Source organism: Enterobacter cloacae complex sp. P13B (assembly GCF_014895915.1).
Taxonomy (GTDB): Bacteria; Pseudomonadota; Gammaproteobacteria; order Enterobacterales; family Enterobacteriaceae; genus Enterobacter; species Enterobacter bugandensis.
This window is the reverse complement of the sequence record NZ_JADBQN010000007.1, coordinates 85,345-109,118: the sequence shown is the minus strand read 5'-3', so window position 1 is coordinate 109,118 and position 23,774 is coordinate 85,345. Positions and strand designations below refer to the sequence as shown.

At 55.8% G+C, this 23,774-nt stretch carries 21 protein-coding genes; 9 read left to right on the top strand and 12 right to left on the bottom strand.

What is annotated here, in order from left to right:
* Nucleotides 1-40: 40 nt before the first annotated feature.
* The gene (gene pyk, locus IM273_RS04700) at nucleotides 41-1,483 is read right to left on the bottom strand and encodes a pyruvate kinase (protein WP_028013616.1); all 1,443 of its coding nucleotides are present in this window, start codon (nucleotides 1,481-1,483) and stop codon (nucleotides 41-43) included.
* 139 nt (nucleotides 1,484-1,622) lie between these two features.
* Complete coding sequence (locus IM273_RS04695) at nucleotides 1,623-2,492, bottom strand: MurR/RpiR family transcriptional regulator (RefSeq protein ID WP_028013615.1); 870 nt, start codon at nucleotides 2,490-2,492, stop codon at nucleotides 1,623-1,625.
* 358 nt (nucleotides 2,493-2,850) lie between these two features.
* On the opposite strand from IM273_RS04695, the gene zwf reads away from it, so the two are divergent.
* The 3 genes from zwf (at nucleotide 2,851) to kdgA (ending at nucleotide 7,053) form a co-directional block, all read left to right on the top strand.
* Nucleotides 2,851-4,326: a glucose-6-phosphate dehydrogenase gene (gene zwf / locus IM273_RS04690; protein WP_028013613.1), complete on the top strand. Its 1,476-nt coding sequence runs from the start codon at nucleotides 2,851-2,853 to the stop codon at nucleotides 4,324-4,326.
* A 234-nt stretch (nucleotides 4,327-4,560) separates the two neighbouring features.
* Nucleotides 4,561-6,372 carry a phosphogluconate dehydratase gene (gene edd / locus IM273_RS04685; RefSeq protein WP_041909456.1) on the top strand — a complete coding sequence of 604 codons (1,812 nt, stop codon included), beginning with the start codon at nucleotides 4,561-4,563 and terminating at the stop codon, nucleotides 6,370-6,372.
* A 39-nt stretch (nucleotides 6,373-6,411) separates the two neighbouring features.
* Entirely contained in the window at nucleotides 6,412-7,053 is a 642-nt protein-coding gene (kdgA, locus tag IM273_RS04680; protein ID WP_014884307.1) for a bifunctional 4-hydroxy-2-oxoglutarate aldolase/2-dehydro-3-deoxy-phosphogluconate aldolase, read from the top strand.
* A 42-nt stretch (nucleotides 7,054-7,095) separates the two neighbouring features.
* Here the strand turns inward: kdgA and purT are convergent, their stop codons facing one another.
* Complete coding sequence (purT, locus tag IM273_RS04675; RefSeq protein WP_193051427.1) at nucleotides 7,096-8,274, bottom strand: formate-dependent phosphoribosylglycinamide formyltransferase; 1,179 nt, start codon at nucleotides 8,272-8,274, stop codon at nucleotides 7,096-7,098.
* 170 nt (nucleotides 8,275-8,444) lie between these two features.
* Between purT and IM273_RS04670 the strand changes: the two genes are divergently transcribed.
* Nucleotides 8,445-9,095: a tellurite resistance TerB family protein gene (locus tag IM273_RS04670; protein WP_028013609.1), complete on the top strand. Its 651-nt coding sequence runs from the start codon at nucleotides 8,445-8,447 to the stop codon at nucleotides 9,093-9,095.
* Between the two features lie 85 nt (nucleotides 9,096-9,180).
* Nucleotides 9,181-11,241, top strand: a complete 2,061-nt coding sequence (gene ptrB, locus IM273_RS04665; RefSeq protein ID WP_045260313.1) for an oligopeptidase B — start codon at nucleotides 9,181-9,183, stop codon at nucleotides 11,239-11,241.
* Here the strand turns inward: ptrB and exoX are convergent.
* The 3 genes from exoX to IM273_RS04650 form a co-directional block, all read right to left on the bottom strand.
* Nucleotides 11,238-11,900, bottom strand: a complete 663-nt coding sequence (gene exoX, locus IM273_RS04660) for an exodeoxyribonuclease X (RefSeq protein ID WP_025756911.1) — start codon at nucleotides 11,898-11,900, stop codon at nucleotides 11,238-11,240. The two genes, ptrB and exoX, sit on opposite strands and share 4 nt — an antisense overlap.
* Nucleotides 11,901-11,924: 24 nt before the next feature.
* Nucleotides 11,925-12,575, bottom strand: a complete 651-nt coding sequence (locus IM273_RS04655; RefSeq protein ID WP_193051425.1) for a carbon-nitrogen hydrolase family protein — start codon at nucleotides 12,573-12,575, stop codon at nucleotides 11,925-11,927.
* A gap of 110 nt (nucleotides 12,576-12,685) precedes the next feature.
* Nucleotides 12,686-12,916 (bottom strand): DNA polymerase III subunit theta, encoded by a 231-nt coding sequence (locus tag IM273_RS04650; protein WP_182271802.1) that lies wholly within the window; start codon nucleotides 12,914-12,916, stop codon nucleotides 12,686-12,688.
* A gap of 136 nt (nucleotides 12,917-13,052) precedes the next feature.
* On the opposite strand from IM273_RS04650, the gene yobA reads away from it, so the two are divergent.
* From yobA to IM273_RS04635, 3 genes are read left to right on the top strand one after another with little or no spacing between them, the layout of a single operon-like run.
* Nucleotides 13,053-13,424: a CopC domain-containing protein YobA gene (gene yobA, locus IM273_RS04645; protein WP_045260311.1), complete on the top strand. Its 372-nt coding sequence runs from the start codon at nucleotides 13,053-13,055 to the stop codon at nucleotides 13,422-13,424.
* Between the two features lies 1 nt (nucleotide 13,425).
* A complete protein-coding gene (gene copD, locus IM273_RS04640) occupies nucleotides 13,426-14,295 on the top strand; it encodes a copper homeostasis membrane protein CopD (protein ID WP_193051423.1) in 870 nt (289 codons plus the stop codon).
* Between the two features lie 16 nt (nucleotides 14,296-14,311).
* The gene (locus IM273_RS04635) at nucleotides 14,312-14,650 is read left to right on the top strand and encodes a YebY family protein (protein ID WP_028013604.1); all 339 of its coding nucleotides are present in this window, start codon (nucleotides 14,312-14,314) and stop codon (nucleotides 14,648-14,650) included.
* A 439-nt stretch (nucleotides 14,651-15,089) separates the two neighbouring features.
* On the opposite strand, the gene IM273_RS04630 is transcribed toward IM273_RS04635, so the two are convergent.
* Both IM273_RS04630 and IM273_RS04625 read right to left on the bottom strand, forming a co-directional pair.
* Entirely contained in the window at nucleotides 15,090-15,965 is an 876-nt protein-coding gene (locus IM273_RS04630; RefSeq protein WP_059358253.1) for a benzoate transporter, read from the bottom strand.
* 155 nt (nucleotides 15,966-16,120) lie between these two features.
* Nucleotides 16,121-17,062, bottom strand: coding sequence for a VirK/YbjX family protein (locus IM273_RS04625; RefSeq protein ID WP_193051421.1), 942 nt, complete (start codon nucleotides 17,060-17,062; stop codon nucleotides 16,121-16,123).
* A 168-nt stretch (nucleotides 17,063-17,230) separates the two neighbouring features.
* Here IM273_RS04625 and pphA point away from each other — a divergent pair, with 168 nt between their 5' ends.
* Nucleotides 17,231-17,875 carry a protein-serine/threonine phosphatase gene (gene pphA / locus IM273_RS04620; RefSeq protein WP_193051419.1) on the top strand — a complete coding sequence of 215 codons (645 nt, stop codon included), beginning with the start codon at nucleotides 17,231-17,233 and terminating at the stop codon, nucleotides 17,873-17,875.
* A gap of 34 nt (nucleotides 17,876-17,909) precedes the next feature.
* On the opposite strand, the gene IM273_RS04615 is transcribed toward pphA, so the two are convergent.
* From IM273_RS04615 to yebS, 4 genes are all read right to left on the bottom strand, one after another.
* Nucleotides 17,910-18,149, bottom strand: coding sequence for a YebV family protein (locus IM273_RS04615; protein WP_008500472.1), 240 nt, complete (start codon nucleotides 18,147-18,149; stop codon nucleotides 17,910-17,912).
* A 105-nt stretch (nucleotides 18,150-18,254) separates the two neighbouring features.
* Entirely contained in the window at nucleotides 18,255-19,703 is a 1,449-nt protein-coding gene (gene rsmF / locus IM273_RS04610; RefSeq protein ID WP_275155433.1) for a 16S rRNA (cytosine(1407)-C(5))-methyltransferase RsmF, read from the bottom strand.
* A gap of 71 nt (nucleotides 19,704-19,774) precedes the next feature.
* Nucleotides 19,775-22,408 carry a PqiB family protein gene (locus tag IM273_RS04605; RefSeq protein WP_028013545.1) on the bottom strand — a complete coding sequence of 878 codons (2,634 nt, stop codon included), beginning with the start codon at nucleotides 22,406-22,408 and terminating at the stop codon, nucleotides 19,775-19,777.
* The gene (gene yebS, locus IM273_RS04600) at nucleotides 22,377-23,660 is read right to left on the bottom strand and encodes a membrane integrity lipid transport subunit YebS (protein WP_041909475.1); all 1,284 of its coding nucleotides are present in this window, start codon (nucleotides 23,658-23,660) and stop codon (nucleotides 22,377-22,379) included. The genes IM273_RS04605 and yebS overlap by 32 nt, the downstream gene beginning before the upstream one ends.
* Nucleotides 23,661-23,774 lie beyond the last annotated feature (114 nt).

Below are 23,774 nucleotides of genomic sequence, written 5' to 3'. Positions count from 1 at the left end.
CCATGTCCCCGGACTGTACAAGGGGAGAGGGGATCGGATCTTACTCTACGGTCAGTACGCGCGTGGTATTGGTTGAGCCGATGGTGCTCATCACGTCACCCTGCGTCACGATGACGATATCACCAGACACCAGGTAACCTTTATCGCGCAGCAGGTTTACGGCATCGTGCGCCGCGGCTACGCCGTCATTGGTGCTGTCGAAGTGTACCGGGGTAACACCGCGGTACAGCGCCGTCAGGTTCAGCGTACGCTCGTGGCGTGACATGGCGAAAATCGGCAGGCCGGAGCTGATGCGAGAGGTCATCAGCGCGGTGCGGCCAGATTCGGTCATGGTGATGATCGCCGTAACGCCTTTCAGATGGTTGGCCGCATACATGGCGGACATCGCAATCGCTTCTTCCACATTGTCGAACTGGATATCCAGGCGGTGCTTGGAGACGTTAATGCTTGGGATCTTCTCCGCGCCCAGGCAGACGCGCGCCATTGCGGCCACGGTTTCTGCCGGATACTGGCCCGCCGCGGTTTCCGCTGACAGCATCACTGCATCGGTACCGTCCAGCACGGCGTTAGCGACGTCCATGACTTCCGCACGGGTTGGCATTGGGTTAGTGATCATGGATTCCATCATCTGGGTGGCGGTGATCACCGCGCGGTTCAGCTGACGTGCGCGACGAATCAGCGCTTTCTGGATACCGACCAGTTCAGGGTCGCCGATTTCCACGCCCAGATCGCCACGGGCAACCATCACCACGTCAGAGGCGAGGATCACATCGTCCATCGCATCCTGATCGCACACGGCTTCCGCGCGTTCAACCTTAGCGACGATTTTGGCATCACAGCCTGCGTCACGGGCCAGACGGCGCGCATAGTTCAGATCTTCGCCACAGCGTGGGAAGGAGACCGCCAGGTAGTCAACGCCGATCTGGGCCGCCGTTACGATATCCGCTTTGTCTTTGTCGGTCAGGGCTTCCGCAGAGAGGCCGCCGCCCAGTTTGTTGATGCCTTTATTGTTGGAGAGCGGGCCGCCGACGGTGACTTCAGTGAACACTTTCATCCCCTGAACTTCCAGCACCTTCAGCTGGACGCGACCGTCGTCGAGCAGCAGGATATCGCCAGGTACCACATCAGCCGGCAGGCCTTTATAGTCGATCCCGACTTTCTCTTTATCGCCTTCGCCTTTGCCGAGGTTGGCATCCAGCAGGAATTTGTCGCCGATATTGAGGAAAACTTTACCTTCTTTAAAGGTTGATACACGAATTTTTGGACCCTGCAGGTCGCCGAGGATAGCGACGTGGCGGCCCAGCTTAGCGGCGATCTCACGCACTTTATCGGCACGCAATTTATGGTCTTCTGGCGTACCGTGAGAGAAGTTCATACGTACCACGTTGGCGCCAGCGGCGATAATCTTTTCGAGGTTATTATCGCGATCGGTGGCCGGGCCTAAGGTGGTGACGATCTTGGTTCTGCGAAGCCTTCTGGACATGTAATACTCCGTTGACTGAAACAACTTTGGTGTTGCGTGAACATTGAATCGGCCTTCATCTACCGCAAGGCAGCAAAGAGGGGGCCGAATGCCGAAAATCGTTACATCTAATTATGGGTTACGTCTTCGTTATCTACTTTCAGGGAACATCGCTCTTTATAAGCAATTCTTTATCAAAACGCGATTCCTTCAGCGCTTCCTTGACTCGCTTCAAGTTATCTCGGAATTTTGCGCCCCGGCGTAAGGTAAATCCGGTCGCCAGCACGTCGATTACCGTGAGTTGCGCCAGACGGGACACCATTGGCATATACATGTCGGTATCCTCAGGCACGTCCAGGGTAATGGCGAGAGTCGCCTCCCGCGCCAGCGGCGTGCCGGCGGTGGTGAGGGCGATTACCATGGCATCGTTTTCACGGGCCAGCTGCGCCAGCTCAACCTGGCTTTTGGTGCGGCCAGTGTGCGAAATCAGTACCACGACGTCATCCTCACTGCAATTCATACAGCTCATGCGTTGCAGCACAATGTCATCGGAATAAATAACCGGCACGTTAAAGCGGAAGAATTTATTCATGGCGTCGTGCGCCACGGCGGCTGACGAGCCAAGACCGAAGAATGCAATGCGTTTGGCCTGGGTGAGTAAATCCACCGCGCGGTTTACTGAACTCATATCCAGACTTTGACGAACGTGATCGAGCGTGGCCATGGCCGACTCAAATATTTTTGCCGTATAGGCATCTACGCTGTCGTCTTCATCCACATTACGATTAACATAGGGGGTGCCGTTTGCCAGACTTTGTGCCAGATGCAGTTTAAAATCAGGAAAGCCGCGCGTTTCCAGGCTGCGGCAGAAGCGGTTGACCGTCGGTTCACTGACGCCCGCTTCCTGAGCCAGAGCGGCGATGCTTGAATGAATCGCCTGAGCGGGCGCGGCCAGAATGACTTCAGCCACTTTTCGCTCGGATTTGCTAAGGTGTTCCAGTTGATACTGGATTTTTTCAAGCATGTTCATTGTTAACAAGGCGCTCATGGGGGTGGAAACGATTTCACTCATTGATGAAATCTTGATTCGATTAGCCGATATTACCCCTGTGGCTTCCCTAAAGGGTAACAGTCGACAAGATAATGTTGTTGTTTTTTTTCATTACTTGATCGATGTCGGGTTTTGCTATGACCCTGTTGCGCAAATTATCGACGGCTGTTGCGTCATTACGTCGCCATAATCGGCTGAATGGCGAAAAATCGCCGTATCGCACGAGACGATAAGCGCTAATGGTTTCGGGAATGACGTAAAAGCAGTACAGTGCATTGTAATAAAATTACAACGATACCTGGCAGAAGCACCAGGTGATCCAACTGAGGAGAATGACATGGCGGTAACGCAAACAGCCCAGGCATGTGACCTGGTCATTTTCGGCGCGAAAGGCGATCTTGCACGCCGAAAATTGCTGCCTTCCCTGTATCAACTGGAGAAAGCGGGCCAAATTCATCCGGATACGCGTATCCTGGGTGTTGGGCGCGCCGACTGGGACAAGGACGCTTATACCAAAGTTGTCCGCGAGGCGCTCGAAACTTTCATGAAGGAAAAAATTGATGAAAGTTTGTGGGATACCCTCAGCGGTCGTCTCGATTTCTGCAACCTGGACGTTAATGACGTCAGCGCGTTTTCCCGCCTGGGTGCCATGCTGGATCAGAAAAACCGTGTCACCATTAACTATTTCGCCATGCCGCCAAGCACCTTTGGTGCCATCTGCAAAGGTTTGGGCGAAGCCAAACTGAACGCCAAGCCGGCGCGCGTGGTGATGGAAAAGCCGCTGGGGACGTCGCTGGCTACCTCCCGTGAAATCAACGACCAGGTGGGCGAGTTCTTTGAAGAGTGCCAGGTCTACCGTATCGACCACTATCTCGGTAAAGAGACGGTACTGAACCTGCTGGCGCTGCGTTTCGCTAACTCCCTGTTTGTGAACAACTGGGACAACCGTACCATTGACCACGTGGAAATTACCGTGGCGGAAGAGGTGGGGATTGAAGGTCGCTGGGGTTACTTTGACCAGGCCGGCCAGATGCGCGACATGATCCAGAACCACCTGCTGCAAATTCTGTGCATGATTGCCATGTCTCCACCGTCTGACCTGACGGCTGACAGCATCCGCGATGCCAAAGTGAAAGTGCTGAAGTCGCTGCGCCGCATCGACCGTTCCAACGTGCGCGAGAAAACCGTTCGCGGCCAGTACACTGCCGGGTTTGCGCAAGGTAAAAAAGTGCCAGGCTACCTGGAAGAAGAGGGCGCGAACAAGTCCAGCAATACCGAGACGTTCGTGGCCATCCGCGTGGACATCGACGACTGGCGCTGGGCGGGGGTTCCGTTCTACCTGCGCACTGGTAAGCGTCTGCCGACGAAGTGTTCCGAAGTGGTTGTCTACTTTAAGAACCCGGAACTGAACCTGTTCAAAGAGTCCTGGCAGGAGCTGCCGCAGAACAAGCTGACCATCCGTCTGCAGCCGGACGAAGGGGTGGATATCCAGATCCTCAACAAAGTGCCGGGCCTGGATCATAAGCACAACCTGCAGACCACCAAGCTGGATCTGAGCTACTCCGAAACCTTCAACCAGACGCACCTTGCGGATGCTTACGAGCGTCTGCTGCTGGAAACCATGCGCGGTATCCAGGCGCTGTTCGTGCGTCGCGACGAAGTGGAAGAGGCGTGGAAATGGGTTGATTCCATCACCGAAGCCTGGGCTGCCGATCAGGATGCGCCAAAACCGTATCAGGCGGGTACCTGGGGGCCTGTGGCGTCGGTGGCGATGATCACCCGCGATGGCCGCTCCTGGAACGAGTTTGAGTAGGATATTCCGCTAGCCCGAAAGTGTTATTTTACCGGTAACATGATCTAACACAGCTAGTGGCACAATTTTTATACTTTTAAGCTCCGCGTGGATTCACCCGCGGGGCTTTTTTTATTACACTGCCGGAAGTGATTTTGCCCCTGAGCTCCGGACAGCAAGCGTTTCAGCGTTGTTAACAACCGCCAGCGATTTTGTAAACTCCCGAGCCCGGACAGATAAATTAAAGGAGCTTTTATGAATCCTGTATTGTTACGCGTAACACAGCGCATTATCGAGCGCTCGAAAGAGACCCGTTCGGCCTACCTCGCCCGCATTGAACAGGCGAAAAGCAACACCGTTCACCGCTCCCAGCTGGCCTGCGGTAACCTGGCCCACGGCTTCGCCGCCTGCCAGCCTGATGACAAAGCCTCCCTGAAAAGCATGTTGCGTAACAATATCGCTATTATCACGTCTTATAACGATATGCTCTCCGCGCACCAGCCGTATGAGGTCTATCCCAACATCATTCGTAAAGCGCTGCACAGCGTGAACGCGGTGGGGCAGGTGGCGGGGGGCGTCCCGGCCATGTGCGACGGCGTGACGCAGGGGCAGGATGGTATGGAGCTGTCGCTGCTGAGCCGCGAAGTGATTGCGATGTCTGCCGCGGTGGGCCTGTCACACAACATGTTTGATGGTGCGCTGTATCTCGGCGTGTGCGACAAAATCGTCCCGGGCCTGGTGATGGCAGCGCTGTCGTTTGGTCATCTGCCTGCGATTTTCGTGCCGTCCGGCCCGATGGCCAGCGGTCTGCCGAATAAAGAAAAAGTGCGTATCCGCCAGTTGTATGCGGAAGGCAAAGCCGATCGTCAGGCGCTGCTGGAAGCCGAAGCCGCGTCCTACCATGCGCCGGGCACCTGTACGTTCTACGGCACGGCCAACACCAACCAGATGGTGGTGGAGTTTATGGGGATGCAGCTTCCGGGCTCGTCCTTCATCCAGCCGGACGCGCCGCTGCGCCAGGCGCTGACCGAGGCCGCGGCCCGTCAGGTGACGCGCCTGACAGGAAACGGCAATGAATGGATGCCGATGGGCAAAATGGTCGACGAAAAAGTGATCGTCAACGGTATCGTCGCCCTGCTGGCAACCGGCGGTTCAACTAACCACACCATGCACCTGGTGGCCATGGCGCGCGCGGCGGGTATCCTGATTAACTGGGATGATTTCTCCGACATCTCTTCCGTGGTACCGCTGATGGCGCGTCTGTACCCGAACGGTCCGGCGGACATCAACCACTTCCAGGCTGCGGGCGGCGTGCCGCTGCTGATGCGCGAGCTGCTGAAAGGCGGTCTGCTGCATGAAGACGTGAACACCGTAGCCGGATTTGGTCTGCAGCGCTACACCCAGGAGCCGTGGCTGAACAACGGTGAGCTGGACTGGCGCGACGGGGCAACCGCGTCTCTTGATCCGCAGGTGATTGCCACTATCGACAAACCGTTCTCCCACCACGGCGGTACCAAAGTGCTGAGCGGCAACCTTGGCCGCGCGGTGATGAAAACCTCTGCCGTGCCGGAAGAGAACCAGGTTATCGAGGCCCCGGCGGTAGTGTTTGAAAGCCAGCACGACGTGTTGCCTGCCTTTGACGCCGGTCTGCTGGATAAAGACTGCGTGGTGGTCGTGCGTCATCAGGGGCCAAAAGCGAACGGCATGCCAGAATTACATAAACTTATGCCACCACTTGGTGTATTATTGGACCGCCGTTTCAAAATTGCGTTAGTGACCGATGGCCGCCTGTCAGGCGCATCCGGCAAAGTGCCTTCCGCCATCCACGTCACGCCTGAAGCCTACGACGGCGGCTTGCTGGCGAAAGTGCGCGACGGCGACATGATCCGCGTGAACGGCCAGACTGGCGAGTTAACCCTGCTGGTGGATGACGCGGAGCTGGCGGCACGTCAGCCTCATATTCCTGACCTGAGCGCATCGCGCGTGGGGACCGGACGCGAAATGTTCAGCGCGCTGCGTGAGAAGCTCTCCGGTGCGGAGCAGGGCGCAACCTGTATTACGTTTTAAGACGACTTGATTTTAACGATCTGGCGAGAGAGAACTCTGATGAAAAACTGGAAAACAAGTGCAGAAGCAATCCTGACCACTGGCCCTGTCGTGCCGGTTATCGTGGTAAACAAGCTGGAGCACGCTGTGCCAATGGCGAAAGCGCTGGTTGCGGGCGGCGTTCGCGTTCTGGAAGTGACCCTGCGTACCGCCTGCGCGATGGATGCCATCCGCGCCATCGCTAAAGAAGTGCCGGACGCCATCATCGGTGCGGGTACCGTTCTCAACGCGCAGCAGCTGGCGGAAGTGACCGAAGCCGGCGCACAGTTTGCCATCAGCCCGGGCCTGACCGAGCCGCTGCTGAAGGCCGCGACCGAAGGCACTATTCCCTTGATCCCGGGCATCAGCACCGTTTCTGAACTGATGCTGGGCATGGACTACGGTCTGAAAGAGTTCAAATTCTTCCCGGCGGAAGCGAACGGTGGCACCAAAGCGCTACAGGCAATTGCGGGTCCCTTCTCTCAGGTACGCTTCTGCCCGACGGGCGGTATCTCCCCGGCTAACTACCGCGACTACCTGGCGCTGAAAAGCGTGCTGTGCATCGGCGGCTCATGGCTGGTTCCGGCGGATGCGCTGGAAGCGGGTGACTGGGATCGCATCACGAAACTGGCTCGTGAAGCGGTTGAAGGCGCGAAGCAGTAAGCCACATGCAGCATGAAAAACGGGCCTTTCGGCCCGTTTTTTTTATCCTGCTACCTGAACGTTCGCAGCCGCCGCTTTTGCTCTTGCTACGGCCTCGTCAACGTTATCCCCGGTGGCTAACGCCACGCCCAGACGACGCGTACCGTCGATCTCCGGCTTGCCGAACAGACGGACCTGCAGGCCTGCGCCCACCGCGCCTTCGACGTTATCAAACGTCACATTCTGGCTGGTCAGCTGCGGAAGGATCACCGCCGACGCCGCCGGGCAGTACTGGCGGATGCCGCCAACCGGCAGGCCGAGGAAGGCGCGCACGTGCAGGGCGAACTCCGAGAGATCCTGCGAAATGAGCGTGACCATACCGGTGTCGTGCGGGCGAGGGGAGACTTCGCTGAAGATCACTTCGTCACCGCAGACGAACAGCTCCACGCCGAACAGGCCATAACCGCCCAGGGCCAGAACGGTCTTACGGGCAATCTCCCGGGCACGCTCCAGCGCCAGGTTGCTCATCTGCTGCGGCTGCCAGGATTCACGATAATCGCCATCTTCCTGACGGTGGCCAATCGGGTCGCAGAAATGGACGCCGTCCACGGCACTGACGGTGAGCAGAGTGATTTCGAAATCAAACTTCACCACGCCTTCGACGATCACGCGACCGGCACCGGCACGGCCACCCTGTTGCGCATAATCCCACGCGCTGTCCAGCGCGCTGCTGTCGCGAATAAAGCTCTGACCTTTCCCGGAAGAGCTCATCACCGGCTTAATGATGCACGGGTAGCCAATCTCTTCAACGGCCTGCAGGAATGCGGCTTTGTCACCCGCAAAACGGTAGCTTGAAGTAGGTAGCCCCAGCTCCTCCGCCGCCAGGCGGCGAATGCCTTCACGGTTCATGGTCAGCTTTGCCGCTTTGGCGCAGGGCACCACGCGCTGGCCTTCCTGCTCAAGGGCGATCAGCGTATCGGTTGCGATAGCTTCAATTTCCGGCACGACAAAATCCGGTTTCTCCCGTGCAATGAGCGTACGCAGGGCATCACCGTCCAGCATGTTAATCACATAAGAACGATGGGCGACGTGCATGGCGGGCGCGTCGGCGTAGCGGTCTACGGCAATCACCTCCACCCCTAAACGCTGACACTCAATGGCGACTTCTTTACCCAGTTCGCCCGATCCCAACAGCATTACGCGCGTCGCCGCAGGTCGCAGCGCGGTTCCTAAACGAGTCATAACATTCCCCCTGAAAAAGATGCGCGCAGTATAAACGAAAACGTTTGCGTCTGTCTTGCGCACGGCAAAAGGGCAGACCAGAAATTTGCGCTTCTTTAGGCTTGATGGACATTTCCTGACGCCTGCTCGCTTACGCTGGAGAACATGTTAACCGTTAAGCGAGGGAAACCATGTCAGGCTGGTTAAATCAACTGCAATCCATGTTAGGGCAGAAAACGTCTGGTTCCGGCGAACAGGGGCTTAGCAAACTGCTGGTACCGGGGGCGCTAGGTGGGCTGGCAGGGCTGCTGGTTGCCAATAAATCCTCACGCAAGCTGCTGGCGAAGTACGGTACCGGCGCGCTGCTTGCCGGGGGCGGCGCTATCGCCGGCACCGTGCTGTGGAACAAATATAAGGACAGGGTGCGAGCGGCGCACCGCGATGAACCTCACTATGGGGAGCATACTTCTCCGCTGGATCTGCGCACGGAGCGGCTCATCCTTGCGCTGGTGTTTGCCGCCAAAAGCGACGGGCATATTGATGATAATGAAAGAGCGGCTATCGAACAGCAGCTGCGCGAGGCGGGTATTGAAGAACAGGGCAGAACGCTGGTGGCGCAGGCCATTGAACAGCCGCTCGATCCGCAGCGTCTGGCACTGAGCGTGAAAAATGAGGAAGAAGCGCTGGAACTCTATTTTCTCAGCTGTGCCGCCATAGATATCGATCACTTTATGGAGCGTAGCTACCTTAACGCCCTCGGCGACGCGCTGAAGATCCCTCAGGACGTGCGCGAGGGGATAGAAAAAGATATCGGGGAACAAAAACAGGCGCTACAGGGCTAACTCGCGCTCCCGGGGTCATGTTTCGCTTGCATCATGCGCGGGTTTTGCCAACCTTATAGGGTGTAAAACTTAAAAGAATGATGACATGCCACCGAAAGCCCGACGTACTCCTTATGCGATCGTCACGCATGGCGATACGCGCATAGACAACTACTACTGGCTGCGGGACGATTCGCGTTCCCGGCCAGAGGTGCTCGACTACCTGCACGAGGAAAACGACTATGGCCGCAGGGTCATGGCCAGCCAGCAGGCGCTGCAGGACCAGCTGCTGAATGAAATGGTGCAGCGAATTCCCCAGCGCGACATCTCCGCGCCCTGGACCAAAAACGGCTATCGCTATCGCCATATCTATGAGCCGGGCAACGAGTATCCCATCTATCAACGACAGTCGGTATTAAGCGCCGAGTGGGATGAATGGGACATTCTGCTGGATGCGAACCAGCGCGCCGCCCATAGCGAGTTTTATACCCTGGGCGGTATGTCCATCTCCCCGGACAACACCATCATGGCGCTGGCGGAGGATTATCTCTCCCGGCGCCAGTACGGCCTGCGTTTTCGCAATCTGGAAACCGGCAACTGGTATCCGGAAATGCTGGAAAACGTCTCCCCGGATTTTGTCTGGGCGAACGATTCCGAGACGGTCTACTACGTTAAAAAGCACGCCTCCACGCTGCTGCCTTATCAGGTGTGGCGCCATACCGTAGGCACGGACTCAGCCGATGACGAGCTGGTCTATGAAGAGAAAGACGAAACGTTTTATGTCAGCCTGCATAAAACCTCCTCGCGCCACTATGTGATTATCTTCCTCGCCAGCGCCACCACCTCGGAAGTGCTGCTCCTGGATGCCGAACTGCCTGACGCCCAGCCGCTCTGTTTCCTGCCGCGCCGCAAGGACCACGAGTACAGCCTGGATCACTTCCAGCACAGCTTTTATCTGCGTTCGAATCGTGAAGGCAAAAACTTTGGTCTGTACAAAACCAAGGTGCGCGACGAGCGCAAGTGGGAGGTGCTCATTCCCGCGCGGGATCAGGTGATGCTGGAAGGGTTCACGCTGTTTACCGACTGGCTGGTGGTGGAGGAGCGCCAGCGGGGGCTGACCAGTATCCGGCAGATCAACCGTAAAACGCGTGAGGTGATAGGGATTGCGTTCGACGATCCGGCCTACGTCACGTGGATCGGCTTTAATCCGGAACCTGAATCGTCCCGGCTGCGCTACGGCTACTCGTCTATGACCACGCCGGATACGCTCTTTGAGCTGGATATGGATACCGGACAGCGCCAGGTACTTAAGCAAACCGAAGTGAAGGGCTTTGATTCCGACAATTACCGCAGCGAACACCTTTGGGTCACCGCGCGCGATGGCGTGGAGGTGCCGGTTTCGCTCGTTTATCACAAGGCGCATTTCCAGAAGGGTAAAAATCCGATCCTGGTCTACGGCTACGGCTCCTATGGCTCCAGCATGGATGCTGACTTCAGCAGCAGCAGATTAAGCCTGCTCGACCGCGGCTTTGTTTTCGCCATTGCCCATATTCGCGGCGGCGGCGAGCTGGGGCAGCACTGGTATGAAGACGGGAAATTCCTGAAAAAGAAAAACACCTTCAACGACTATCTCGACGTCTGCGATGCGCTGATTGAGCAAGGCTATGGCGATCCTCAGCTATGCTTCGGCATGGGCGGCAGCGCGGGGGGAATGCTGATGGGGGCGGTCATCAATCAGCGGCCCGATCGCTTTAAGGGCATTGTTGCGCAGGTCCCGTTTGTCGATGTGGTTACCACTATGCTCGATGAGTCCATCCCTTTGACGACCGGGGAGTTTGAGGAGTGGGGCAACCCGCAGGATGAAACCTATTATCGCTATATGAAAGAGTACAGCCCGTATGACAACGTAGAAGCGAAAGCGTACCCGCACATGCTGGTGACGACCGGTTTGCACGATTCACAGGTGCAATACTGGGAACCGGCAAAATGGGTAGCAAAGCTGCGGGAGCTGAAAACCGATGACAACCTGCTGCTGCTCTGTACTGATATGGACTCCGGGCACGGGGGGAAATCGGGTCGATTCAAATCCTACGAAGGGGTGGCCCTGGAGTATGCCTTTTTGATAGGCCTGGCGCAGGATACGTTGCCAGGCCGTGTGCAGCGTTAAGCTTCGCCCAGATAGTGTTTCAGGGTTAAGCGCAGTTCCGGGCTCATTTTGTCGAGGTTGTTATACAGCCAGCGCAGATAGCCCGGATCTTTATCCGCAATATCCGATACCGCTCTCCCGCGGTATTTGCCGAAGGTGAACGTCGTCAGCAGCGCAGGGCGTCCGGTGATCGTTGCCATATCATCCGGCGTCCAGCCCGATGTGTTCATAATATCTATGAGCAGCGCGGCGGTGATATAGCAGTCATACAGGGCGCGGTGATGGTGCAGCCCTTCAGGGGTTCTAACGCTGAGCTTGCGGGATTTATACAGCGCCATATTGCTGTATTTGATCCCTGGCCAGAGGCGACGCGCCAGCTTCATGGTACAAATCCACTCCCCGGGCATTTCGGGTAGTACCCGACGGTCAAAGCTGGCGTTGTGGGCAACGTACCATGGGCTGCCGTAGTAGTGCGGGATAACGTCTTCTATCCAGGGTTTATCCGCCACCATTGATTCTGTAATGCGATGGATAGCCATGGCCTGTGGGCTAATAGGGCGATCGGGACGCACCAGATGGCTCATCGGGTTGACGATTTTTCCATCAACCACGTCGACCGAGGCCACTTCCACAATTCCGCCCTGAAGATCGCAAGTTTCGGTATCAATGACGCGCAGCATGAAAATCTCCTGAGCTTAAAACGCTTAGCCTAAAGGAATGATATCGCCTTGCCAACCCTGTCCGCTGCGCGTGCCGGTCAACAGGAGCTCACCCTTATCTGCCCGAACGATCAGCTGGCCTTTTTCATCCCATAACGCGCTGCCCGCGCCGGCATTTGCCATTAACACCGCGATGGCATACCTGTGCGCAAAACGCTGCAGGGTATTGATGGACTGTCGCCAGCGGTAATCCCTCACCGACTGGCAGCTGGTGAAGAGTGTTGCCTGCGGATCAAGATTCGGGGAATCGCTTTGCCCATCTATAATCGCGAGCTGTTTATCACCCGGCACCAGGCTGGCGCCGCTCCCCTGAGGGTAACGCAGAATACGATCGCGAGAGGGGGTAAACAGCGCAAGGCCTTTCTGGCGCTGACCGTTTCGTTCAACGGGAAGCCCTGCAATGAGGGTAATGCGGTAAAAATGCGCGGCGTCAAGCAACGGCTGTAGTCGATCGTCTTCGGGCGGGAGCGGTAATGCCGTCGCGCCCGGGCCGGTTAATGAGAGTTCCGGGAAAACCAGCAAATCGCACTGAAGCTGTGCTGCTTCGGCAATAAAGTTGAGATGGTGCGCAATATGGTCATCTACGCTGTGATGCTGCCCGCCATACTGGGCTGCCGCAATATTCCAATGTGACATCGTGACTTCCTTATACACAGAGTCGCAGGGATTAAAGAGTACACCTAATTTAATCAGGGTTATCTTATCCTGCCAGATTCCGCGTAAGGAAGTGTAACGAGTCGTTAAGCTTATTTAACTTTCGGCTCGTACGGCAAGCGGGAGAGGTTGACCGAGGCGAGACGGTGGGTAATTAACCTTTCGCGAAACCAGTCACGCAGATGGGCGGGCTGTTCTCGCTCCACCACTTCAGCCACGATGGGCATGTTGTAACGCTCTTTAAAGGCGACGCCAGCGGCAGCGAGATCGACATTCACTTTATCCATCTCGTCCTGAGGAAGGGCGGCCAGATTGATCTTCATTACCTTCTCCTTATTTTGCGGCGGCAACGTTACCGCGATTGCGCGACGATGACAAGCAGAGCGGGATGATCCTCGACTCGTTTATTATACAGCGTTATTCTTTACCATACAGACATAACAAAAAGGAATGATTGTGATGGGTTTATCCGCTTCCCGCGCGGTATGCGCACTGGTTTTTTTGGCCTCAACGGTAATCTCACCCTCCGTGCTGGCGCATGCGCATCTTGAGCAGCAGAGCCCGGCAGCGGACAGCCAGGTGGCGTCACCGCAGGTGCTGACGCTGAATTTCTCCGAAGGTATCGAGCCCGGATTTAGCGGCGTCGTGGTGACGGATGCGCAAAAGCAGGTGATCAAAACCGGTACCGCCACGCGAGACGAAAAGAACAAAGCACAGCTGACCGTTCCGCTGGAACAGACGCTGGCGCCGGGGGCTTACCGGGTGGACTGGCACGTGGTTTCCGTCGACGGCCATAAAACCAAAGGCAGCTATCGCTTCAGCGTGAAATAGCATGCTGGGACTGTTATACGTAGGATTGCGCTTTATCCATTTTGCGGCGCTAATACTCGTTTTTGGCAACGCGCTTTACAGCGTCTGGTTTGCGCCTTCCGGGCTGCACCGCCTGATGGCCCGGCGTTTCCAGCTCCAGCAGAGAGTGGCGTCCATCGTCAGCCTGGCCGCTGCGATCCTGATGTTTATGCTTCAGGGCGGCTTAATGGGCAACGGCTGGGGCGATGTGTTTAACCCGCAAATCTGGTACAGCGTGCTGGGAGCGCGGTTTGGTGGCGTCTGGTTGTGGCAAATTATCCTCGCTGCCATCACCGTTGTCGTCGCGTGGCTCGCGCCGCTGAAAGGCTCGCGCCTGCTGCTGCTCGCCATGGGCCAGCTTATCCTGCTGGCAGGGGTAGGGCACGCGGCGATGAGCGACGGCCCGATGGGGGCGATACAGCGACTCAATCATGCTGTTCACCTGCTGTGTGCCGCAACCTGGGTAGGTGGATTGCTGCCGCTGCTGTTTTGCATGCGTCTGGCGAAAGGACGCTGGCAGAACGCGGCCATCTATACCATGATGCGTTTCTCGCGCGTGGGGCATTATGCCGTCGCAGGCGTGCTGCTTACCGGCGTAGTGAATGCGCTGTTGATTCTGGGCATCCATATTCCCTGGCAGGCTGGCTACGTGCAGTTTTTGTTGTTCAAATGTGCTCTCGTGGCGTTGATGGTGGCAATTGCGCTGGCAAATCGGTATTTTCTGGTGCCACGGTTCCGTCCGGATTCCGGGCGCGCACAACAGATGTTTATCAGGATGACACAGGCAGAGGTGGTGCTGGGCGCGCTGGTTCTGGCAACGGTCAGTCTGTTTGCTACCTGGGAACCCTTCTGACAAGGTTAACTATTAAATGAAAAAGACAGTACTTTCTCTCTTATTGCTGGCCTGCGCGGGAAGCGCTCTGGCGGCACCGCAGGTAATCACCGTAAGCCGCTTTGAAGTGGGCAAAGACAAATGGGCCTTTAATCGCGAAGAGGTGATGCTGACCTGCCGTCCGGGCCATGCGCTGTATGCGATCAACCCGAGCACGCTGGTCCAGTACCCGCTCAACGATACCGCTGAGCAGCAGGTCGCCAGCGGCAAGAGCAGCGGTCAGCCAGTCAGCGTGATTCAGATTGATGACCCGGCCAACCCGGGGCAGAAGATGAGCCTGGCACCGTTTATCGAGCGCGCTGACAAGCTCTGCTGACGTTCAGGTTTCCAATAAAAAACCGCAGATGCTCGCCAAAGCACTGCGGTTTTTCACTTTTAATGATGCTCTGACGCTTTTTTTCAGGCCACTTTTGCTGTGGACTGGAAAACCTGGCGTCGTCATCTATTCTTAAAAGGCAAGGCGACTTAGCCTGCATTAATGCCAACTTTTAGCGCACGGCTCTCTCCCAAGAGCCATTTCCCTGGACCGAATACAGGAATCGTATTCGGTCTCTTTTTATCTATTTGTTTCTCAAAGGTTTCTTCGGTTATGGACCGAAAACCCCGAGAATGGCTGGACAGTACCCTATCCTGACTAAACCATAACATACTCAGGACCGCGTACGTCCAGGGTTTTTTTGCATCTTTGTTAAAAAATTGTGGCCTGGCGATCGCTGTGGAATCTTCGTCGGTGAATTAAAGGCCCGGCCTGATAGTTAAATAATGAATTCCCTGAATTTATCTTTGTTGTTAACGATATACTCGGGGAAATTGTCTGCCGACAACTCTTGCCTGATTAACTTCCTGTCTCGTCCCCAGATATCTTCGGCGTTTTTTATCACCTTCATGATATGTTCCGGGTTGTTGAACTCAGGCAGATCGTATTCCGTGTGGGAGATGGTGGACATTTTTTCTGATATGCGTTCAGGGGTCATAACCCATGAGAAATGCCAGCCACTATTTTCAATGATGCGATTGTTAAGTTTGAACCAGTTCCATTTAAGCCAGGACCAGTTTTTGACGCTTCTGGTGCGTTTAAGATTTCTGAACGACTCAGGCTCGCCGCCAAAAAAATGAACGAGGTTTTTATATTTTGTCGCTCTCGGCAGTTTACATTTTCTTGGGGTGTTATCTGTATTAAAAACCTGCAGATTAAACTGATAATTATAAAAATTCTGATAAAGCGTTGTGCAGAGTTTATTCGCGTTGATAGAGCCGATAACCTGTGGTGAAAAAATCTCGTCCACATCGGAAATTAAAATCAAATCATCATCTTTAGCACTTTTGAGGCCCTGCATGATGGCATTTCTCTGCGCGGCTTCATTCGCCCATGCATCCACCACCAGACCGTCCTGATGCCGATCGCCGCCGTCAGAGGCTTTCATGAGAGGTGTTTCATCATGCACAACATAAATAATTTTATCTTTAAAAGGACCGTATTTATTTATGTCAAAGTGAAGCTGCCGCTTTTTGCCGGTAAAGGTATGCGTTGACTCAACAATAACGAAGCGATCAACAACGCCTGCTAGCGTATTCAGCCTGATATCAAGAAGCATATCTTCATCGTAATACAAGAAGCAGTCGTAAATCATCATCGAAGTCCTTAAATTTTTGCGTCTACCCTGCGCTTTTTCCAACGCATCACGCCATTTATATTTCGCGCAATGCTAACTGAGCAACCTCGCCCTGTGCAAGCCTGCTCTGCGTTATCAATCCTTTTTAAAGGGCGTACAACCCCGTTTTACGATTAAAAATGTGCTTTGATGGACGCCTCAATTTCATCAAGCAGTTCAAAGCGACGACGGTATTCAGCGCGTTTTTTACTGGCTATCTCGGCGAGGGATTTGCGCTCCATCTGCAGCGGCAGCTGCCAGCAGAAGGCGGAAAGTTTTTTTCCACCCAAAGAATCCCAGAATTCGTCATAGCTGGCGTGGAAATGACGGCCTTTGCTGAGGCGATAGCGCAGCGCGCGGAAAACGTGTCCCTCATCGCTGACGGCAAAAATGGCCCGAACAGATGACTGCGCTGCCAGCTGGAAAAGTACCTCCATCAGCACGCGCTTGGGAAACAGGCCATGGCAGGCGCGAGTTGCCAGTTTAATGGCATCTCGTGACACGCATCGACGGGGTCCCTGAAGTCCGCCAATGACCATAACGGGCTGGCCATTACTGCGGGCGACGCTAAAGGTCAGGCTAGCCAGAAGCGTATTCTCGTTGTCGCGCAGCCAGAGCGTGCTCTCACCTTCACGCTCGGCTTTGCCGGCTGAGGACGCATTAACCGTGTAGGTCACGCCGTCTTTGACATGGAACTGCGCAATAGGTTGTTCCTGCGCGCCGGTCATAGCCTGGGCAAGACGGCTCTCCTTCAGGCGATCGATCCAGTAGTAATGGTTAACGATAGCGTCGGCGCGATCGTTTGCCGTCAGACCGCGCATCAGGTACTGCCGATGGGTCTTGCTGGGCAACGTAATTTGCGATGTCAGCAATTTGTCGAAATCGTCACGGCCAGAGAGGGCTTCCAGCATGCGATGGGTGGAAGACCAAAAGAGCAGGGAGCGTAAAAGGAACTTCATTCGGTAGTCGCGTTTCCGCCAGATTGGCCCCGGGACGCGTTTGCCGTTCACCAGCTCGGAAATAATATTCGTGCGATGCGGATAGAAAACATCGTTATGTAGCTGTGTATTAGACACGTGAAGACCTCTCGTTTTTATCTCCCCTTATTCTAAGGAGCCAGTAAAAAGGGATTAAGAGCGCGCGGATCTTTATTTCTCTTTGGTTTACCGTTTGTTTTACTTTGTACGGGCTGCGCTGATCTTCTTGCGCTTTTGACGGCGGCTATACTGTTAAAGGGAGGCCTTATGTATCAGCGAATAGAAGGTGGAGAGTGGCGTCACGTATGGGTTGTCAGCGACATACACGGCTGTTACCAGAGGCTCATGGAGGAACTGAAACGCCGTCATTTCAATCCTTATGAGGATTTACTTATTTCCGTTGGCGATCTGATCGATCGTGGTCCGGACAGCGTGAAATCATTGCAGCTCATCAATGAGAAATGGTTTCGAGCAGTGCGGGGCAACCATGAGCAAATGGCAATAGATAGCCTGGATAATAATGATTTTGCGCTCTGGACAATGAATGGCGGAATGTGGTTTTCGCGGCTTGAGCATGAAGAGCAGCAGCGGGCGCGCTCGTTACTTAACGCATGTCGTGCGTTACCGCATATTATCGAAATTACCTGCGCAAACGGGTTGAACGTTATTGCTCATGCTGATTACCCGGCGGAGGAATACCGCTGGGAAAAACCGGTAAGCGCCCAGCGCGTGTTATGGGATCGCGACCGCCTGATGGGGTTTATGGTGGGCAAAGGGCAGGGAATTAGCGGGGCGGATCATTTCTGGTTCGGCCATACGCCCGTCGATAGACGCTATGATTTTTCAAACCTGCACTATATTGATACCGGTGCGGTTTTTGACGGGTACTTCACGCTGGCGCAACTGCAGTAATAAATAACCCGCCTTCGGGCGGGTTCTCTTTAGGTCAGGCAAGGCGCATGACCCAGGCATCGGTTTTACTATCGTAATGCTCGCGGTAAAGAACAGAATGTTCGCCATCAAGTATCGCCGGGACGCTGGTGTCCGCATCCCATGCATCGAGCTGCATGCACAAATCCGGGTCGGATTTGCAGGGAATACTTAACGTTCGATCGCCTTGTGCTTCGCCGCGCAGTTCTGCGTCGTCGATCTCAAAAGCGCCAATACGCACGCTGGTTTTCGTCATAGTGCTCTCCGGGTCGGTTGTCAAAATCTGGTATGACCAGTATGGGCATCCATTTTTGATCGTAGACAAGGAGAGCAAAATCGCCAGTAAAAAAATGCGCTTTTTTCAGGCGGTGCGATCGTTACCGGTAAACAGTCGGCCATCCCGGACCAGTTCGCGCGGATAGCTGTTTTTAAGCCTTGAACCGACCTTTTTAGCCAGCCCCAGCGGGAATCCCTGATAGGTCACCACCACTTCATCTGCGGAAGGCGAGCTGTCAGGATAAACATCGCGGCCACGGTACCACTCTTCGGCTTCCTGTTGCGTCAGGGCGAACGTATTCTCATGACCGGCAAGCGCGATGACCGCCTCATGCTGCCAGCGATAGCCTTTATTATGCACTTCCGCCAGGCGGATCCCGATTCGGGAAAAACGGACCTTTCCGATGAGCGGTGCGATCTCTGCCGGGAACAACCATACCTCTTTATCACGCACCCAGAGTTGCAGGCTCTCATCCCAGACCAGGCCAACCTTTTCGGCGGCGGCGACAAGCTGTGCTGCATCGCGCCCTTTGAGGGGGGCAAACGGGAAGTTGCCGACCTTGAATTTGGGGGCGGGCAGGGGAGCAACCGCCTGCGTTTTACGCAGACGCGCCACAAAGAACCCTTCGCAGTCGTAAATCTGCGGGAACACGTGGAGGAAACCTTCCGGCGTGACCGCCTCCTGTGCCGAGGAAAACAGATCGTTAAGCGGCAGGAGCTCGACCGCATCCGGATATTGCGCTTTCAGCCACAGGCAGACGTCTTCGTTTTCATCGCGGTTTAAGGTGCATGTTGAATACACCAGCGTGCCGCCGGGGCGCAGGGCGTGGAACGCGCTGTCGATCAGCTCGCGCTGCGTGGCGGCGATCTCAAGATTGCTCTCCACGGACCAGTTCTTTAACGCATCGGGATCTTTACGCACTACCCCTTCACCGGAGCAGGGGGCATCCAGCAGGATGGCATCAAACATTTCCGGCAGGGCGGCGCCAAAGACGCGACCGTCGAAGTGCGTAAGAGCGACATTGTGAATGCCGCAGCGGCTGATATTGGCATGCAACACCTTCACGCGGCTGGCGGAAAATTCGTTGGCGAGGATTGCTCCGCGATTGCCCATGCGCGCGGCAATCTGCGTGGTTTTCGAACCGGGCGCGGCGGCGACATCCATCACGCGTTCAGGCGCGTTGCCGTCGGCGAACAGGGCGGCAACCGGTAGCATCGAGCTCGCTTCCTGAATATAAAACAGACCGCTCAGATGTTCTGCGGTACTTCCCAGCGGCACCGTGTCTTCGTCATCGCGGTCGATCCAGAATCCCTCTTCACACCACGGAATCGGTGTAAGCTGCCAGCCGTACGGAGAAACCAGCGTCAGAAAATCCTCGACGCTGATTTTCAGGGTGTTGACGCGAATGCTGCGGCGTAACGGACGCTGACAGGCGGCGATAAAATCGTCCAGCGACAGATGAGAGGGAAGCGCCTCGCGCATCTGCGCCAGGAATTGATCGGGAAGAAATACGGAGTTTTGAGCCACGAGCACACCACAGGGAAAAGTTCAGGTGCGCAGTGTAACATAAAGGCTCCGGTGCGTTGACACCGGAGCCTGTCAGATTAACGCGGCAGGGCCGTTCCCCATTCGCGCCACTCTTTCGGTTCGCTTTCCAGCAGCAGGAAGTGTTTACCCGGCTGCGCTTTCGGCGCCAGCGGCGTTCCCGGCGGGGTGGCAAAGGCAATACCGCCGCGGATGAACTGGTTGAAGGTACCGGTTTTCACCACGCCACCCGTCAGGCCGAAGTCCAGCGAATAGCCGGATGCCAGCCAGAACACCGAGTTATTACGTACCAGATGCTGGTAACGCTCGCTGATGCGTAGCGCCACCATCACGCGGTCGGAGAGCGTGCCGAGCGTGAGACCCGTAACCGTACCCACCTCAATGCCGCGGAACAGCACCGGCGTACCGATGCCAAGCGAGCCCGCCTCCGGCACTTCCACTACAATGCTCAGGCCGCCAAGGTAGCGCGAGTCGGTAATGGTAGCTTCCTGCAGCTCGAAATCACGACGGGCTTTGCCCTGGCCGGGCTCGACGTTGATGTAAGGCTGCAGAATGGTGTCGAGATGCTCAACGCCCGCGGCCGAAATCTGCGGGGTTACCACCGAGAAGCGGGAACCCGAGCGGGCGAAGGTCTGCACATATTCCGGATAAAGCACGGCGGTGGCCTGCACCTCGTTGCGCGAGGTGATGAGCGTCAGCTTCTGGATCTGCCCGATATCAATGCCCAGGTAGCGAATTGGCATGCCTTCCGCCAGCTTGCCGGCATCGAACGCATGCAGGGTAATCTGCCCACCCACGGCACGCGCGGCGGTTTCGGACGGGAAGAGAATTCGCTTATCGCCTTTACGCAGGTTCGCGCCCGCGCCGCTGAGGTTATCAAAGCTGATCGCCCCGCGCAGCGCGCGTGAGAGCGGGGAGGCCTGCACGGTCAGGCCGTTGCCGTTAAGCTGCACCTTCGCGCCGCCCTCGGCCCAGAAGACGCTGTTTGGGGTCAGCAGCTTGCGGTACTCGGGCTTGATATGCAGTTCGATATCAAACGCGTCCGCACGCGGGCGAACGGCGATCACCTCCCCAACCTCAAACTTGCGGTAGAGCACCACGGAGCCCGCCTGAACGTCAGGCAGCGTCTCGGCGCTTAAGGTCAGGGTCGTGGTTGGCATATCGCTCAGGCTGTTTTCAATCGCTTTGTCCAGGTTGGCGTACAGCGGGTAGCTGTCGCGAACGGGGCCTTTATTGCCCGGCAAAATGCGAATGCCGCCGTTAACCCATTCGCTGGCGCTGGCGCCGAGGAACTCCACGCCGTCCAGACCCACCTTCACGTCGACGCGGCTGTTCACCACGAACTTACTGTCGCCATGGACGAGGTTGCTGTATTGCGGATCGATAGCTACCGAGAAGCTCACGCCATTTTCGGAGAGCGTTCGCTCCAGCACCTGACCCACCTGTACGCCGTGCAGAATCAGCGGCTGACCGGCCTCAATGCCGTAACTTTCAGGCGCATTGAGCGTAACCGTCACGACGCCCGGCTTTTGCAGCAGCGCTTTATCCGCCGGGGCAATGACGAAGCTATTGCTGGGCTGACCTTCACCGGGGATCAGTTCAAAGGTATTTCCGGTCAGCAGCGTGCTGAGGCTGGCATCGTTCAGAGAGAGTTTAGGGCTGCGCATCTCGATGCGCGTTTTCTCGCGCAGGAGATCGACCACGCTCGGATCGACCGTCATTTCGCCTGTGACCGAGCCGCCCGGATTGAGCGTCATTTTGGTGAGCTGGCCGACCTGCAGTCCCTGGTACATCAGCGGCGTTGACCCCGCTTTCAGCCCTTTGGCATCAGGCAGAACGAGCTTAACGATCACGCCACGCTGGCTGTGCGCCAGGTCGGCGTACAATCCGAAGGTGTCATCCGCGGTGGCTGGGCTTGAGTTTTCCGGGGAGTCAAAGGCAATGGCGCCGTTCACCAGGGCGGCCAGACTCTCAAGCTTCACTTTTGCACCGCTCAGGCTGAGGTCGGCATCGACGCCGGACACGTTCCAGAAGCGGCTGCCTTTTTTCACCAGATTGGTGAAGCGACGCTCGATCAGCACATCAATGGTGACGCCCTGTTTATTCGGGTTGATGCTGTAATCATACACACGGCCAACCGGAATCTTGCGGAAGTAGACCAGCGAGCCGCTGTTCAGCGAGCCCAAATCCGGTGCCTGAAGATGGATCATCAGATCGCCGTTATTGAGGCGGTATTTCGGCTGCGTATCCAGCGCGACAAAGTGATCCTGCGGTTCACCCTTGCCCGGCATCATGCCGATGTAGTTGCCGCCAACCAGCGCATCCAGCCCGGACACGCCGGCCAGAGAAGCTTTCGGCGTCACCAGCCAGAACTGCGTTTCGCTGCGAAGAGCATCCTGCATGTCAGATTTAATACTGACCCGCACCTGAATCTTGTTAAGCCCTTTTCCAAGGGAGATGTCCTGAACCGTACCGACTTCGACCCCCTGAAAACGAACGGGGGTTCGTCCGGCGACGATGCCGTCGGCGGTCTGAAAATCAATGGTGACGGTACTGCCGCGATCTTCATAGCTCGTCCAGATAAGCCAGCCTGCAATCATCAGGGCGATGACGGGCAGCAACCAGAATGGCGAAATGCGGCGTTTAGTTTTAATTCTCGCTTCAGTCGGCGAAGCGGGGGTTTCCTGACTCATGTGCATCCCAAAGTAAGCGGCTATCCAGCCATTCCACAGCAAGAATAGTCAATATCACCGCAGAGCCGAAATAAAAAGCCGCGGGTCCCATAGTAAAAGCAAGAAGCTGGTCGCGATTGATCAGCGACATCATCAGCGAAATCACAAACAGATCCAGCATTGACCAGCGGCCAATCCAGGTGACGAATCGCAGAAGCAGAATACGGGTACGTAAACCTTGTTCACACTTAAAGTGAATGCTGACGAGCAGGGTAAACATCACCACCACTTTGGTAAAGGGAACCAGGATACTGGCAATAAAGACGATGGCCGCCACCCCAACGTTACTGTGTGCAAGGGAGATAATACCGGAGAGGATAGTATCTTCCTGACGGCCACCGTTCACGTAAATAATGGATATCGGCAGCATATTGGCCGGGAACAGAAACACCAGGGAGGCAATCAGCGCCGCCCAGCATTTTTGCAGGCTGTTGTTGCGTCGTAACCTCAACGGTATGTGGCAGCGCGGGCAGCGTCCACGCTTGTCGGGCAACCCGGTGTAATGGCATCCCAGACAGACGCGGAGGTTTTCATCCGGGCGGGTGGCAGGGCGCTGCGGGTAAAAACGCTCCCAAAGCTGCTCAACGTTCAGGTGGATCAGTGTCAGGATGCTGAGCAATACCAGGCAGATAAAGGCAAAAAGCCCGACGCCCGGCTGCAGAAAGGCATAGTCCTGCACCTTGATTGATGCCACGCCCACGCCCACCAGATAGATATCCAGCATGACCCACTCTTTAAGCTTTTCCAGCATCAGCAATACCGGACGCAGGTTCATTCCCAGGATGTTACCAAACCACAGGTAGGCAATGGCTGCAACCAGCACCAGCGGCGCGCCGACAACGCAGAACAGTACCATGGCGGCGGTGAGAGGATCGCCCTGGCTCGTCATCTGCCAGATACCCTGCAGCACGTTAGCGTCAATGCGCACACCAAGCAGGTAAAGCTTCAGAAGCGGTTCGGTCCAGGCGAAAGGCATCAGCAGCAGCATGGTAACGGCCATAGCGGCAAGGCGGGTTAACGACCAGTCGCGGCCGTCACGAATTTTAGCGTCGCAGCGGGGACAAAAGGCGCTTTGGTGCGATTTCATCTTCGGCAACATAAAAAGCGTATCGCACTGGGGGCAACGCTGATAATGTGCACGAGGCAAAGCGTCGCTTACCGTATGGACAGTTATCTTTTTTGTCGGCGTAATTTTGGTTGTTTTTAAGGCCATCAGCTGCGCGCAAATAAGTATTGTTGAACGTTATATTAACTCATGAACGGATTCATCTTGAGCATGAGCGCATTTATTGCTTATTTTAATAGGCTATGCGGTAATTTTGTAAGA

Coding starts and splice junctions, on each gene's coding strand:
- IM273_RS04635 (WP_028013604.1), top strand. CDS start 14,312: ATGAAAAAGACAGTACTTTCTCTCTTATTGCTGGCCTGCGCGGGAAGC.
- pphA (WP_193051419.1), top strand. CDS start 17,231: ATGTATCAGCGAATAGAAGGTGGAGAGTGGCGTCACGTATGGGTTGTC.
- exoX (WP_025756911.1), bottom strand. CDS start 11,900: ATGCTGCGCGTCATTGATACCGAAACTTGCGATCTTCAGGGCGGAATT.
- kdgA (WP_014884307.1), top strand. CDS start 6,412: ATGAAAAACTGGAAAACAAGTGCAGAAGCAATCCTGACCACTGGCCCT.
- IM273_RS04650 (WP_182271802.1), bottom strand. CDS start 12,916: ATGAAGATCAATCTGGCCGCCCTTCCTCAGGACGAGATGGATAAAGTG.
- IM273_RS04615 (WP_008500472.1), bottom strand. CDS start 18,149: ATGACGAAAACCAGCGTGCGTATTGGCGCTTTTGAGATCGACGACGCA.
- IM273_RS04695 (WP_028013615.1), bottom strand. CDS start 2,492: ATGAACATGCTTGAAAAAATCCAGTATCAACTGGAACACCTTAGCAAA.
- purT (WP_193051427.1), bottom strand. CDS start 8,274: ATGACTCGTTTAGGAACCGCGCTGCGACCTGCGGCGACGCGCGTAATG.
- copD (WP_193051423.1), top strand. CDS start 13,426: ATGCTGGGACTGTTATACGTAGGATTGCGCTTTATCCATTTTGCGGCG.
- yebS (WP_041909475.1), bottom strand. CDS start 23,660: ATGGCCTTAAAAACAACCAAAATTACGCCGACAAAAAAGATAACTGTC.
- pyk (WP_028013616.1), bottom strand. CDS start 1,483: ATGTCCAGAAGGCTTCGCAGAACCAAGATCGTCACCACCTTAGGCCCG.
- edd (WP_041909456.1), top strand. CDS start 4,561: ATGAATCCTGTATTGTTACGCGTAACACAGCGCATTATCGAGCGCTCG.
- zwf (WP_028013613.1), top strand. CDS start 2,851: ATGGCGGTAACGCAAACAGCCCAGGCATGTGACCTGGTCATTTTCGGC.
- IM273_RS04630 (WP_059358253.1), bottom strand. CDS start 15,965: ATGATTTACGACTGCTTCTTGTATTACGATGAAGATATGCTTCTTGAT.
- IM273_RS04605 (WP_028013545.1), bottom strand. CDS start 22,408: ATGAGTCAGGAAACCCCCGCTTCGCCGACTGAAGCGAGAATTAAAACT.
- ptrB (WP_045260313.1), top strand. CDS start 9,181: ATGCCACCGAAAGCCCGACGTACTCCTTATGCGATCGTCACGCATGGC.
- IM273_RS04670 (WP_028013609.1), top strand. CDS start 8,445: ATGTCAGGCTGGTTAAATCAACTGCAATCCATGTTAGGGCAGAAAACG.
- yobA (WP_045260311.1), top strand. CDS start 13,053: ATGGGTTTATCCGCTTCCCGCGCGGTATGCGCACTGGTTTTTTTGGCC.
- IM273_RS04655 (WP_193051425.1), bottom strand. CDS start 12,575: ATGTCACATTGGAATATTGCGGCAGCCCAGTATGGCGGGCAGCATCAC.